Here is a 13,049-nt window from a genome sequence, read left to right as displayed (position 1 = left end):
GCAACCCTTACTTGGCGATTACCTTTTTGCCACGGTAGAAACCGTCAGCAGTGATATGGTGACGACGATGAAGTTCGCCGGTGGTTTGGTCCACAGACAGAGCAGCAGTGCTCAGCGCATCGTGTGAACGACGCATACCACGTCTGGAACGGGTTTTACGGTTCTGTTGTACGGCCATTTGACCTCACTCCTAAATCAGTTACTTACGTTTTAATTCTTCCAGGATTGCAAAAGGATTCGGCCGTTCTTCGGTGGTCGGGACATCACCAAAACTCAGGTCATATTTTCCTTCGGCACAGTGTTCATTTTCATGAACCGGAACCAGAGGTAAATTGAGAATGAGCTCATCCTCAATGACCTGAACCAGGTTAATCTCGCCAAACTCATCCACCTCGAAGGTGTCATACTCTTCTGGCAATTCCGGCGCTTCGGCATCTTCATGCTGAGGCGTGTATGTAAATTCGGACTCTATAGTGGTATCAAACAGCTCATTACATCTTTGGCACTGGAGCGTCGCCTGTACACGGGCTTGACCCGCCATCACGCGCAGCCCCTGGGCATCTGTACCAAAGCTCAGAGACACGTCGATATCACCATGGATACCTTGGGTTGAATCCGCCAGTCTGGGCATCAGCGCAGGCGCGAATACGCCTTGATACTCAAGTCGTTTCTGCGCACAGCGTGCGGGATCAACCTTAATGGGCAACTTTACCTTTTCCATAAGGCGCGCATATTATAGCGTCAAGTCCCGGGAGTCAAAGGGAAAAACATGCCGGAACCGAGATAGCAACAACCGGGGCCAAAGAATATACCAGAAGACATGACGACAGCGCGCAAACCGCCTAAAATGCGGCTTCCGTCATCCCTTACCTCATCGGCAACAAGCATAGCATGTCATCACTGATCCTCGCCTCTTCTTCACCTTACCGGCAGCAGCTCCTGGCCCGCCTGGGCCTGACCTTCCTCTGCCACAGTCCGGATATCGATGAAACGCCCCGGCCCGGGGAAGCACCGCAACAGCTGGTATTACGGCTGGCCGAACAAAAGGCCGAAGCGGTGGCCCGCCACTACCGGGACGGGCTGGTGATTGGCTCCGACCAGGTCTGTGTCAACCAGGGTCGGATCCTCGGCAAACCGGGCACCTTGGCCAATGCCAGGGCCCAGCTCGCCGCCGCCAGCGGCCGGCATGTTACCTTTTATACCGGTCTTGCCCTGCTCGATGCGGCCACCGGGGAATGCCGCTCTGTGGTTGAGCCCTATCAGGTACACTTTAGATTCCTGAGCGAAACGCAGATTGAACGCTACCTGGCCCGTGAACCGGCACTGGACTGTGCCGGCGCCTTCAAGAGCGAAGGACTGGGAATCAGCCTCTTTGAACGCATGGAAGGCCGGGACCCCAACAGCCTGATCGGCCTGCCGCTGATGGCGCTGATCGAACTGCTGGCCGGGTTTGGCGTAGAGGTGCCTTGAAATACGGCTAATAGCCATGCGCGTTAAGCTAAAAGCAGCCCGAGCGCTCGCAAGCAAGGAACTACCGCCATTGATGGCAAGATTATTGCGAATGAAGACAGGCGGGCTAACACTGGGCTGATTGACCGCTGACCGCCTGTCTTATAGTCACTATTAAGACAGACTTACCGTTTAAAGCTGCTTTGCTACTTTATTTATAGCCATTGTCCGAGCTGGCGGATGTCATCGATCAGGGTAACAGGTGTATGTTGGCATAATTGGGTTCTGTCATGTACGCCGTATGTCACCCCTATCCTGTCCATGCCAATGGCTTCGGCCATCGCCAGATCATAGATCGAATCCCCCACCATCACCGCCTGCTCAGGCCCAAGCTGCAGCTCATCGAGGATCTGCTGCAACATCAGCGGATCCGGTTTGGATTTGGCCTGATCGGCGCCGCGTAGGGCGTGAAAATACGAACCCAGGCCGGTCTCGGCCAGTACCCGGTCCAGCCCTACCCTGGCCTTACCGGTGGCCACCGCCAGCCGGTAACCCAGGCCATGCAACTGGCTGATGGTCTCCGCCGCCCCGCCAAACAAGGGGGTCGGGGTCGTATCCAGTTCCAGATAATGACGCCGATAAGCCTCGAACAACGCCTCGGTCTGGCCGTTCGACAATTCCCCGAAGATCACCGGAAACGCCTCTCGCAGACTCAGGCCGACAATGTGCCGAACCCGCTCCGGGCTCGGCAGCGGCAGTCCGCAGTCCCCTGCCGCCCCCCGCATGGAAGACACGATTCGTGCCACCGAATCCATCAGGGTGCCGTCCCAGTCAAAGATCACCAGCTGATACTTCATGCCGTCGCCATCCGTGTCAGCAGGGTCTTCAAGGCCGGCTCGAGGGGCGCCTCCAGTACCATGGTCTGTTCCAGTCCGGGATGAAAGAAGCGGATACGGCAGGCATGCAGAAACAGCCGCTGCAGGCCAAGGCCGTGCATCTTCTCGTCAAACTGGCGGTCGCCGTATTTATCATCGCCGGCAATCGGATGGCCCGCATGCAGCGCATGCACCCGGATCTGATGGGTCCGCCCGGTGATCGGGCTGGCCTCCACCAGGGTTGCCTCCTGAAATTTCTGCACGATACGGAAGCGGGTTTCAGACGGCTTGCCGTCCTTGTCCACCCGCACCACTCGCTCACCCGATGCCAACTCATTCTTTTTAAGGGGCGCATTCACCGCCCGCTGATGCGCCTGCCACTGGCCGCGAACCAGGGCCAGATAATGCTTGTCCATGGTTTTTTCACGCAGCTGCTCATGCAGGCTGCGCAGCATGCTGCGCTTCTTGGCCACCAGGAGAATACCCGAGGTATCCCGATCCAGCCGGTGTACCAGCTCCAGGAAGCGTGCCTCGGGCCGCAATGCGCGCAGCCCCTCGATAACGCCGAAGCTCAAACCGCTGCCACCGTGCACCGCTGTACCCGAGGGCTTGTTCAGCACGATCAGCGCATCGTCTTCATAGATAATGGCGGCGTCGAGTGCCTGTACCTTGTCCAGCTTGGCCGAAGGCAGCTCATTGTCCCGTTCGGCAACCCGCACCGGCGGCACCCGCACCAGATCACCGGTCAGCAGTTTATATTCCGGTTTGATTCGTTTCTTGTTAACCCTTACCTCACCCTTGCGCAGTATTCGATAAATCAGGCTTTTGGGAACGCCTTTAAGCTGAGTCCGTAAAAAATTGTCGATGCGCTGCCCTTCATGCTCAGCCTCTATGGTGAGCAGTCGCACACTTTGCGGTTCTTGTTTCATGGGCGCCATTCTAGCATTGCCGGAACCCTTTTTGCTGTAAAAAAGGTGCCTTGCTAAGGTTGTGGATAAAATGTGATAATACCTGGGTTTTTTGCATCACCAAGGTCTGGTGACGCACCTTGAACACCCCTGATTATCCGTTTTATTCGCGACCTCCGGGACCCATTCCCTTCGTCGAGAAACGCACCCGAAAAGCGCCTCATGCGTATCCAGCCGGGAGGCTGCATTAATTACGCTATAGACTCGAGGCCGGTGCCGGTCGGAATAAAAGGCTGATGAGGGGACGCGGACGCTGTAGCAACAGCAAAAATCTATAAGAAAGAGTACTCAATGAAGAGAATGTTAATCAACGCGACTCAAGAAGAAGAGTTGCGCGTTGCCTTGGTAGACGGCCAGAAAATGTATGATCTGGATATCGAAAGCCCGGGCCACGAACAGAAAAAAGCCAATATCTACAAAGGTAAAATCACCCGGGTCGAACCCAGTCTGGAAGCGGCCTTCGTCGACTACGGCGCCGAACGTCACGGTTTCCTGCCGTTAAAGGAAATCGCCCGCAACTACTTCCCCGCTGGTTACAGCTACCAGGGCCGCCCCAATATCAAGGAAGTGGTCAAGGAAGGTCAGGAAGTCATCGTCCAGATCGACAAGGAAGAACGGGGCAACAAAGGTGCCGCCCTGACCACCTTCATCAGCCTGGCCGGCTCCTATCTGGTGCTGATGCCCAACAACCCCCGGGCCGGTGGCATCTCCCGCCGTATCGAGGGTGATGAGCGCACCGAGCTGAAAGAATCCCTCGGGCGGCTCAAGCTGCCCGACGGCATGGGTCTGATTGTGCGTACTGCCGGTGTCGGCAAGTCCGCCGAAGAGCTGGAATGGGATCTGCATGTGCTGCTGACCCACTGGTCCGCCATCCAGGAAGCCTCCGAAAGCCGCTCCGCACCTTTCCTTATCCACCAGGAAAGCAACGTCATCGTACGTGCCATCCGTGATTATCTGCGCCGTGACATCGGCGAAATACTGATCGACAACCCGGTGGTGTTCGAACGCGCCAAGCAGCATATTCAGCTGGTACGTCCGGATTTCGTTAACAGGGTCAAGCTGTACGAGGGCGAAGTGCCCATGTTCAGCCATTTCCAGATCGAGAGCCAGATTGAGTCCGCCTTCCAGCGGGAAGTTCGACTGCCCTCCGGCGGCAGCATCGTCATCGATCCCACCGAAGCCCTGACCAGTATCGATATCAACTCTTCCCGGGCTACCAAAGGCGGCGATATCGAAGAAACGGCTCTGCAGACCAACCTGGAAGCGGCAGAAGAGATCGCCCGCCAATTGCGTCTGCGTGACCTGGGCGGCCTGGTGGTGATCGACTTTATCGACATGACTCCGGTTCGGCACCAGCGCGAGGTGGAAAACCGCCTGCGTGACGCCGTACGTCAGGACAGAGCCCGCATCCAACTGGGCCGTATTTCCCGCTTCGGCCTGCTGGAAATGTCCCGGCAGCGCCTACGTCCCTCGCTCGGCGAGTCCAGCACCCATGTCTGCCCCCGCTGTCTGGGTCAGGGCACCATCCGTGATACCGAATCTCTGGCCCTGGCGATTCTGCGACTGATCGAAGAAGAAGCGCTGAAGGACAATACCGCCCAAATCCATGCCCAGGTTCCGGTTGACGTGGCCGCCTATCTGCTCAACGAAAAGCGCAAGGCGATCGCCAGTCTGGAAACCCGCTACAAGGCCGATATCTACATCATCCCCAACGAGCAACTGGACACCCCTCACTTTGAAGTGGAGCGGGTACGTACCAATGACGCGGAAGATGTGACCAGCTATGAGCTGAAGACACGCATTGAACAGCCGGTTTACGCCCCCAAGCAAACCCAGAGCCCCCGTTACGAACAACCTGCTCTGCAAGGCTTTACCGCCCCGGCGCAGCCCGCCCCCGTTACGAGCAAAGCCGAACAGCCGGTAGCCGCACCGCAACAGCCGGGCTTGTTCAGCCGCCTGTGCAGTGCCATTGCCAGGCTGTTTAAGGGACCGGTACAGGTTGAGCCGGTCGCGACGCCGCAGGTCGAAGCCGAGCCGGCCCAACCTCGTCAGACCAGCCGTCGCGAGCGGGACGACAGACGCAGCCGTTCCGGGCGCAAGCCCCGCAACGAGGCCCGGCAGGACGAACGCCGCGCCAAGCCCCAGCAACAGGAAAACCAGCCTGAAGCCGAGGCCAAGCCAGAAAAGCCCAGACGTGAGCGCCGCAAGCCGCGTCGTGAGCAGGCACCCGCCGATACCGCTGCCCAGCCTCGCAAATCGCAAAAGCAGGATGTGCCGGCCGTCGAGCCGACCCCTGCCGCCGCCGTCGCCGAGACAGAGGTACAGGAGCAAAAAGAGCAGGTTATCGCCGAGCGTCGTCAGCGCCGCCAGATGCGCAAGAAAGTGCGCATACAGGCCGAGGGGCAACCGCAAACCGCCGATCAGGTAAGCGATCAGGCACAGGAAACCACTCCTCAACCGTCAGAGCAGGGAACTAAACGTTCCCGCCGTGCCCCCCGGGCACGGAAGGAGGAGACCACTGTCGAGACTGGGGCTCAGCAACAAGGCGACCAAACACAAGAAACCGCACAGACCGAACCGGCCGCCGAGCGCCATGGGCATAAGCGCAGCCAGATGCCGAAGCGCAAGCGTATCAACGAAGACAGCCGGCGTCAGCGTCGTCAGGACAGCGCCGCTGCCCTGATCGCCGCCCAGGGTGAGCATGTATGGGTTGCCCAGGAATCGGAACAGCCCGCACCGGTGGTTGAACAGCCTACGCCTGCGGTTGAACAACCCGCGCCTGCGGTTGAACAACCCGCGCCTGCGGTTGAACAGCCTGCACCTGCGGTTGAACAGCCTGCACCTGCGGTTGAACAGCCCGCGCCTGCGGCCGAACAGCCCGCGCCTGCGGCCGAACAGCCTGCGCCTGCGGTTGAACAGCCTGCACCTGCGGTTGAACAGCCCGCGCCTGCGGTTGAACAGCCTGCGCCTGCGGTTGAACAGCCTGCACCTGCGGTTGAACAGCCCGCGCCTGCGGCCGAACAGCCCGCGACTGCGGTTGAACAGCCCGCGCCTGCAGCCGAACAGCCCGCACCTGCGGCCGAACAGCCCGCACCTGCGGCCGAACAGCCTGCGCCTGCGGTTGAACAGCCCGCGCCTGCGGTTGAACAGCCCGCGCCTGCGGCCGAACAGCCCGCGACTGCGGTTGAACAGCCGGAACCCACCCCCGTGGTGGTGGCCAGCGCCCCGGCTCACCCCGCCCATGAGGTGATCAAGGTCAGCCACCCCCGGTCCGGTTTGTATCAGGCAGCCAGGAAAGCATCTGCGCCCATGACCAAGCCGCCGGCAGCGCCCGAGCAGCCCAGGGTACATGTGGAGTATCCGCCTCTGGAGCGTAAACCGCTGCTGGTAAGCGGTCGTCATGCCGGCACCGCTGCCGCCCTTAACAAGGCATCGGCCCCGATGACCAAGCCGGAAAGCTAAGCACCGGCAAATATATAAAAGGCTCCCGAGGGAGCCTTTTTTATTGTCACCTACCCCATGCTCGGCGTGGTACGCCTCACCCGCGTTGCAGTGCCATTGCTCGCAGCAGGCCGTCACAAGCCGATTCGATCAAGTTAAGTACCCGCTCGAAACCTTCTTTTTCATCATAATAGGGGTCCGGCACTTCCAGCTCGCCGCAGGTCGCAAAGCTGAGCAACAACTTGACCTTGTACAGATGCTCGGGCGGGCACTGTGCCTTCAAATCGGCCAGGTTGCTCCTGTCCGCCGCCAGGATAAAGTCAAACCGTTCGAAATCCTCGGCCTGCACCTTGCGGGCACGGATACCTGAAAAGTCATAGCCCCGGGCTTCACCGGCTGCCTGCGCCCGTGCATCGGGTTCCGCCCCGACGTGATAGCCGATGGTGCCAGCCGAATCTACCTCCAGCGATACCCCCGCCTGATGGGCCTTGGCCCTGAGTACGGCTTCGGCGGTGGGGGAACGGCAGATGTTGCCCATGCAGACGAATAAAACCTTATAATTTTCCCTACTTTTCAAAACATTAATCCTCTTGTCGGGCACTGAACCCTGCGCCAGGTAAAAACAGCAACTTACATTTTTTCAAATTTTTAGGGATCATTTTGGGGAAAAATCCCCGAATAACAACAGGCTGTCTGAGTCCAGCTTGGCCCGCGAGATCCGCATCTGTCCGTTTTATACGGACAACAGCATGAAAGATAAAGAAAATTATTTCCCTGAGCGGCAGTACATGCCAACACAGCCAGGCGAGCCGCTTTTCAGCCCCTGCCCCCGGGTTTAATCTGAAAGATAACCAACTGAGCCGACCGCAACGAGGAGCAGGTCTGTGGATATATTTGAACTCGGCCGCCAAGTGGCCACTCGGGCAAAGGACAGCGGGGCCCTGTGCAGCGTTCCCACCCGGGTATTCACCCATCAGGAGCGTGGGCTGACCTTCCTGATCCACCTGCTGGACGGCCCCCTCCATAAACCCCATGCCAGGGGGCAAAATCACAGGGATCCCTTTGCCTCACCGGATCCCGAACTGCTGGTTGCCCAGTACCCTCATTACAGCCTGCTGCTGAACAAGTTTAACGTGCTGAGCTGCCATCTGCTGTTGATCACCCGGGATTTACACCCCCAGGACGGCTCCCTGACCGAACAGGACTTTGCCGCCTTCTGGCCCTTGCTCTGCGCCCATGGGGCCATCGGCTTCTATAATGGTGGTCCCGATGCGGGAGCCAGCCAGCCGCACCGGCACTTTCAGCTGCTGCCAGGACAATTCGACACCGGCCTGAGCGGCCCCCCGATCAATCCCGCGGATGCCGATACCCGCCAGCTGCTAAGCCCCCACAGTGTCTGGCTGGAGCTGTCTGCCGGCGACGACAGCCACAAGGTGTATGCAGCCTACCGGCTGGCCTGCCGCCAACTAAAGCTGGTGCCGACAGATCCCTTTAACCTGATCCTGTTGCCCGAAGGGCTCTGGGTTATTCCCCGCTCATGTCGGCGGGTGGCAACCGAGATCAATGCCCTCGCATTTCTCGGCTCCCTGTTTGCCGTCGATCGGCAACAACTGGACGACATCCGCCGATCCGGGGTGGTGAACATACTGCGTCAGGCAAGCGTCCCATCCCAAGGTGGTGACTGACTGGTCAAAACCCTCTGACTGGACCATGCTCATGTACGAGAGAAAGACAACCGCCGTCCGTCACCGAGCCCGGGTGACCCACAAGGAGTAGGCCACGATGTTGAAGCTTCACGGCGTCGCCGTCAGCAATTACTACAATATGATAAAACAGAGCCTGCTGGAAAAAGGCATCCCCTTCCAGGAAATAACCTGCCCCCCCTCTCAACAACCCGCCTTCCTCACCATAAGTCCCATGGGCAAGATCCCCTGTCTGGAAACCGACGACGGCTTTATTTCGGAGTCCCTGGCCATCATCGAATACCTTGAAGAAACTCGGCCCAAGCCTGCTTTGATGCCGGATTCTCCCTATGCCAGGGCCAAGATGCGCGAAATCATGTGCATTGCCGAACTTTACCTGGACAGCCCGGCACGGCGCCACCTGGGCCACGTAATCTTTGGCGAACCCCTGTCAAAGCATGCCTATGACACAGTCAGGCCCCAGGTGGTCCGGGGGCTGGCGGCGCTCACCCGGGTCGAGCAGTGTGCGCCCTGGATAGCCGGCCACGCGTTCAGCTATGCGGATATCGTAGTGATGCACGTGCTGAGGCTGGTCCTGCCCCTGATGGATGCCGTATACCACTGGGATCCCCTGCAGGAAGTACCGACCCTGGCCGCCTGGCTGGCACGGGTCACGGCGCGGGAACACAGCCAAACGGTCATTAGCGCGCAGCAACAAGCGCTGACGGCCATGCAGGCCAACCACTCATCCCCGTCTTCCGAGGATCCGGCATGATTCATGCCTTACCTTAGTGCCGAACAAGCTCCCCAATAGGGTGCATTCGGGTACCAGAGCAGTGCTGAATTTTTTTTAATTATATTTCAAACCTTTATAAATATATCTTCGGCACTGAGATGGCAACAAGTCACGCAACAAGCAGACATCATGCACCCTTTTGGGGTGATTGCCGACAACCCGCACCAACAAGGTGCAGACACCGCTATGCCCTCAACACATACAAGGAGATGTGGGTAAATGGAAAATGTAACCAGTGCCGTTGAAACCCTGACACAAAGCGCAAATACCCTGTTCATCCTGATGGGGGCCATCATGGTGTTTGCCATGCATGCCGGCTTTGCCTTCCTCGAGGTCGGTACCGTCCGCCACAAGAATCAGGTCAATGCCCTGGTCAAGATTATGACCGACTTTGGTTTTTCCGCCGTTGCCTATTTCTTTATCGGCTATTGGATCGCTTACGGCATTACCTTTTTCCAGGATGCCGAGACACTAGCGGCAAACAATGGCTACCCGCTGGTCAAGTTCTTCTTCCTGATGACCTTTGCCGCAGCCATTCCGGCTATCGTCTCGGGCGGCATCGCCGAGCGAGCCAGATTCTGGCCAGTCCTGACTGCATCGACCCTGTCGGTGGCCTTTGTCTACCCCTTCTTCGAAGGCATTGTCTGGAACGGCAACTACGGCTTCCAGTCATGGCTGGAAGCCACTTTCGGCGCCGGCTTTCATGACTTTGCCGGCTCTGTGGTTGTCCATGGTGTCGGGGGCTGGATCGCACTGGTCGCCGTGCTGTTGCTGGGGGTCCGCCGGGGCCGCTATCGGGGCGGTCGCCTGGTCGCATTTCCGCCCTCCAATATTCCGTTTCTGGCACTGGGCGCCTGGATCCTGTCGATCGGCTGGTTCGGTTTCAACGTCATGTCAGCCCAGACCCTGGATGGCATCTCCGGCCTGGTGGCGGTTAACTCGCTGATGGCGATGGCCGGCGGCATTATCGCCGCCCTGCTGCTGGGCAGGAATGACCCGGGCTTTATCCATAACGGTCCCCTGGCCGGGCTGGTCGCCGTCTGTGCCGGCTCGGATCTGATGCATCCCATCGGGGCCCTGGTGGTGGGCGCGGTGGCCGGTGCCCTCTTTGTCTGGCTGTTTACCCTGCAACAGAACAAATGGAAAATCGACGATGTGCTGGGAGTCTGGCCCTTGCACGGCATCTGTGGTGCCTGGGGCGGCATTGCCGCCGGTATTTTCGGGAGCAAGGCATTGGGCGGCCTGGGCGGGGTCAGCCTTGCATCCCAGCTGATCGGCACCCTGGCCGGTGTACTGACTGCGCTGATCGGTGCCGGCCTGGTCTATGGCGGTATCAAGGTTGTTGCCGGCCTTCGCCTGAGCAACGAGCAGGAATTTGATGGTGCCGACCTGAGCATTCACAAGATAGCCGCTAATCCCAATGAATAAACTGTAATACCAGACAGATTAAATAATTGATCTATTTGATCGATCTGAAAAGGTCGGATAAACGGCCAGCTCCGCCGACACGCCGTGCATCCATGTCGGCTCCGCCGCGCCATCCTTGGCGCAGAGGGTCGGCGGAGCAGATCCCTTTATCCTCTCTGAAGCCAAGAAGTTGCCTGTTGGCGTCGTCTACAGGCAACTCGGTGCTTGAAAAGAGGTAACAGAGATCGACTACCACGACCGTGAAATGCCATGAATGGCATTTCACGAGCCCTCAGGGGGCAGCTTGCTGCCTGCATCAAGTTGGTGATGGACCAAACATCCAGTGAATGTTTGCAGCCATCGCCAAACGCAGATGGCCTTAGGGTGTGTCCTGGGAGGTGACTGTGTTGCCTCTGATCTCGGGTTTTAAAATGATCAGATGTTTATTCAATTCGGTATAACAAGCAGGATAGCCGGCAAATATGCCAATGAAGCTGCGACAACAAGTCCCCGGTTCACCCGCCCAGAGACAGCAACGCCCGGACCAGCCGGGCGTGACACTTCAGGCTGCAATCGCCGTTAATTGGCGCGACTGCGATATTCATCGGTACGGGTATCGATTTCTATCTTGTCGCCGATTTCGACAAACGCCGGCACAGACAGTTCAAAACCGGTTTCCAGCTTGGCGCGCTTCATCACCTTGCCGGACGTATCCCCCTTTGCGGCCGGTTCGCTGTACACCACTTCACGCACCACTATGGTCGGCAGCTGGACGGAAATCGGTTTTTCATTGTACAACACCACCTCGCACTGCATGCCATCAACCAGGTATTTCAGGGCATCGGCCATGTTCTCGGCCTCCACTTCAAGCTGGTTGTATTCTTCGTCCATAAATACATAGAGAGGATCAGAAAAATAGGAATAGCTGACTTCCTTGTGTTCCAGGATCACCTGCTCGAATTTATCATCCGCCCGATACACGCTTTCGGTTCCCACACCCGTCAGCAGGTTTTTCAGTTTCATCTTCACCACAGCGGCGTTGCGGCCGGACTTATTGAACTCGGCCTTCTGTATGACCATGGGGTCACGGCCGATCATAATTACCTGGCCCGCACGCACTTCCTGAGCTGTTTTCATCATGGTGTTGCAATCTCGGTGTTGGAAAGGGGAAAAAATCGGCGCGATTATAGCCTGCATCCCCGACAAAACTGCACTAGATTCGTCGCCAGATCACCGACTTTTTTTTGCCGTTCAATCCAGCCTTCTGCATGGCACATCAAGGCATCATAATGGGCGATAAAGCCGGGCCAGGCAGTGACAACACCCGCCTCACGATCCCAGGCCCGCCAGAAATCACACAGGGCGCGGGCGGGCTCAGGTGCCAGCCCGGCGGTATAGCGTTCCAGAAAAGCCTCCAGCTTGGTCCGATGCGCATTTTCCTGCTGTCGGTACAGTTGCCAGACCAGCGGCCGCCCTGCCCACTGGGCACGTACAAACGAGTCCTCACCACGTACCAGGTTCAGATCGCAGGCCCATAACAGTCGGTCGTAATGGTCCTGCTCGAGAAAGGGCATCACCCGTACCTGCAGATTTCCCCGTTGCCAGTGGGCGCCGGGCTCTGCCTGTGCCTGCCCGAACCAGTGGGCCACCGGCTCGGCTTGGCGTCCTTCAGGCAGCAGACAAAACACCGGTCGCGGTGACTCGCTCCAACACCGGAGCAAGGCCGGCAGCTCGGCACAGCCATAACTGAACAGTGACAAGCGGAGCTCCCCGTTAGCCGGTTGAGGTAAGTCGAGTCCTCGCCAGAAATCTGCCCGCCCGGCACCGTCGCACTGGAAGGCCCGGCGCCGTTCGAGCAGTTCCCGTTCACGCAAGAGCCCGCCGGTCTCTGCTCCGAAGCCCGGAAAGAAGAAATATGTGCACAACGGCAGCTGTGGATGGGGCGAGGCCAGGCCGTGACATTCCCCGACCCAGGCTTCCGCACTCAGGTACTCCAGGTTGATCCACACAGGCATCCGCTTGCACGCCGCCATGGCCGCGAGATAAGAGGCAGGCAGGGTACAGGCAAAGGCTTCGATCACCACTTCCGCCACCGATGGCTCCGTCTCAAACGGCTCACGCCAACGACACACGCGGACACCAAGCCAGCTTTGCTGCTCCCGCTCCGTATCCAGCCCCGGCAGCAACCGCTGGAAGCTGTGCAGATCATCGACCCACAGTCGTACCTCCAGACCAAACTCGGCCACCAGCTGCCGGGCCAGCCGCCAGCAGACACCGATGTCGCCGTAGTTATCGACCACGCTGCAGAACAGATCCCAGCGTCGCCCCCGTTGTGGGTTAGTCATCCCCATTGCCTCCAGTCACGATCGGTTGAATCCGGTCAGCACCGGAATAAAATAAGGCCCGCCCCCCGAAATGATAGCGAGATATC

General features: G+C 58.5%; 12 protein-coding genes. 5 read left to right on the top strand and 7 right to left on the bottom strand.

Features of this window, described 5'->3' with window-relative positions; genetic code table 11:
* Positions 1-7: 7 nt before the first annotated feature.
* Both rpmF and yceD read right to left on the bottom strand, forming a co-directional pair.
* Positions 8-178, bottom strand: coding sequence for a 50S ribosomal protein L32 (gene rpmF / locus DCS96_RS04355; RefSeq protein ID WP_116473111.1), 171 nt, complete (start codon positions 176-178; stop codon positions 8-10).
* A gap of 21 nt (positions 179-199) precedes the next feature.
* Positions 200-721 (bottom strand): 23S rRNA accumulation protein YceD, encoded by a 522-nt coding sequence (gene yceD / locus DCS96_RS04350; RefSeq protein WP_116473110.1) that lies wholly within the window; start codon positions 719-721, stop codon positions 200-202.
* Positions 722-891: 170 nt separating this feature from the next.
* Here yceD and DCS96_RS04345 point away from each other — a divergent pair, with 170 nt between their 5' ends.
* Positions 892-1,470 (top strand): Maf family protein, encoded by a 579-nt coding sequence (locus DCS96_RS04345; RefSeq protein WP_116473109.1) that lies wholly within the window; start codon positions 892-894, stop codon positions 1,468-1,470.
* 194 nt (positions 1,471-1,664) lie between these two features.
* Here the strand turns inward: DCS96_RS04345 and DCS96_RS04340 are convergent, their stop codons facing one another.
* Both DCS96_RS04340 and rluC read right to left on the bottom strand, forming a co-directional pair.
* On the bottom strand, positions 1,665-2,306 hold the full coding sequence (locus DCS96_RS04340; protein WP_116473108.1) for an HAD family hydrolase: 642 nt from the start codon (positions 2,304-2,306) through the stop codon (positions 1,665-1,667).
* Positions 2,303-3,253, bottom strand: coding sequence for a 23S rRNA pseudouridine(955/2504/2580) synthase RluC (gene rluC, locus DCS96_RS04335; RefSeq protein WP_116473107.1), 951 nt, complete (start codon positions 3,251-3,253; stop codon positions 2,303-2,305). Before rluC ends, DCS96_RS04340 begins: the two co-directional genes overlap by 4 nt.
* Before the next feature lie 330 nt (positions 3,254-3,583).
* Between rluC and rne the strand changes: the two genes are divergently transcribed.
* Positions 3,584-6,754, top strand: coding sequence for a ribonuclease E (rne, locus tag DCS96_RS04330; protein WP_116473106.1), 3,171 nt, complete (start codon positions 3,584-3,586; stop codon positions 6,752-6,754).
* 76 nt (positions 6,755-6,830) lie between these two features.
* Here rne and DCS96_RS04325 read toward each other — a convergent pair whose 3' ends face one another.
* Positions 6,831-7,334, bottom strand: coding sequence for a low molecular weight protein-tyrosine-phosphatase (locus DCS96_RS04325; RefSeq protein WP_269801890.1), 504 nt, complete (start codon positions 7,332-7,334; stop codon positions 6,831-6,833).
* Between the two features lie 283 nt (positions 7,335-7,617).
* Here DCS96_RS04325 and DCS96_RS04320 point away from each other — a divergent pair, with 283 nt between their 5' ends.
* The 3 genes from DCS96_RS04320 to DCS96_RS04310 all read left to right on the top strand — a co-directional run bounded on the left by DCS96_RS04320 (position 7,618) and on the right by DCS96_RS04310 (position 10,639).
* Positions 7,618-8,418: a DUF4922 domain-containing protein gene (locus tag DCS96_RS04320; protein ID WP_116473104.1), complete on the top strand. Its 801-nt coding sequence runs from the start codon at positions 7,618-7,620 to the stop codon at positions 8,416-8,418.
* A 97-nt stretch (positions 8,419-8,515) separates the two neighbouring features.
* The gene (locus tag DCS96_RS04315) at positions 8,516-9,190 is read left to right on the top strand and encodes a glutathione S-transferase family protein (RefSeq protein ID WP_116473103.1); all 675 of its coding nucleotides are present in this window, start codon (positions 8,516-8,518) and stop codon (positions 9,188-9,190) included.
* A 240-nt stretch (positions 9,191-9,430) separates the two neighbouring features.
* Positions 9,431-10,639 (top strand): ammonium transporter, encoded by a 1,209-nt coding sequence (locus DCS96_RS04310; RefSeq protein WP_116473102.1) that lies wholly within the window; start codon positions 9,431-9,433, stop codon positions 10,637-10,639.
* A gap of 558 nt (positions 10,640-11,197) precedes the next feature.
* Here DCS96_RS04310 and efp read toward each other — a convergent pair.
* Both efp and earP read right to left on the bottom strand, forming a co-directional pair.
* Positions 11,198-11,755, bottom strand: coding sequence for an elongation factor P (gene efp / locus DCS96_RS04305; protein WP_116474527.1), 558 nt, complete (start codon positions 11,753-11,755; stop codon positions 11,198-11,200).
* A 47-nt stretch (positions 11,756-11,802) separates the two neighbouring features.
* Positions 11,803-12,963, bottom strand: a complete 1,161-nt coding sequence (gene earP / locus DCS96_RS04300; protein WP_116473101.1) for an elongation factor P maturation arginine rhamnosyltransferase EarP — start codon at positions 12,961-12,963, stop codon at positions 11,803-11,805.
* Between the last annotated feature and the right edge of the window lie 86 nt (positions 12,964-13,049).

It is taken from the genome of Zobellella maritima, assembly GCF_003075035.1.
GTDB classification, from domain to species: domain Bacteria; phylum Pseudomonadota; class Gammaproteobacteria; order Enterobacterales; family Aeromonadaceae; genus Oceanimonas; species Oceanimonas maritima.
The sequence above is the reverse complement of the archived record's forward strand: the minus strand, read 5'-3'. Positions and strand labels throughout refer to the sequence as shown.

Coding starts and splice junctions, on each gene's coding strand:
- rpmF (WP_116473111.1), bottom strand. CDS start 178: ATGGCCGTACAACAGAACCGTAAAACCCGTTCCAGACGTGGTATGCGT.
- yceD (WP_116473110.1), bottom strand. CDS start 721: ATGGAAAAGGTAAAGTTGCCCATTAAGGTTGATCCCGCACGCTGTGCG.
- DCS96_RS04345 (WP_116473109.1), top strand. CDS start 892: ATGTCATCACTGATCCTCGCCTCTTCTTCACCTTACCGGCAGCAGCTC.
- DCS96_RS04340 (WP_116473108.1), bottom strand. CDS start 2,306: ATGAAGTATCAGCTGGTGATCTTTGACTGGGACGGCACCCTGATGGAT.
- rluC (WP_116473107.1), bottom strand. CDS start 3,253: ATGAAACAAGAACCGCAAAGTGTGCGACTGCTCACCATAGAGGCTGAG.
- rne (WP_116473106.1), top strand. CDS start 3,584: ATGAAGAGAATGTTAATCAACGCGACTCAAGAAGAAGAGTTGCGCGTT.
- DCS96_RS04315 (WP_116473103.1), top strand. CDS start 8,516: ATGTTGAAGCTTCACGGCGTCGCCGTCAGCAATTACTACAATATGATA.
- DCS96_RS04310 (WP_116473102.1), top strand. CDS start 9,431: ATGGAAAATGTAACCAGTGCCGTTGAAACCCTGACACAAAGCGCAAAT.
- efp (WP_116474527.1), bottom strand. CDS start 11,755: ATGAAAACAGCTCAGGAAGTGCGTGCGGGCCAGGTAATTATGATCGGC.
- earP (WP_116473101.1), bottom strand. CDS start 12,963: ATGACTAACCCACAACGGGGGCGACGCTGGGATCTGTTCTGCAGCGTG.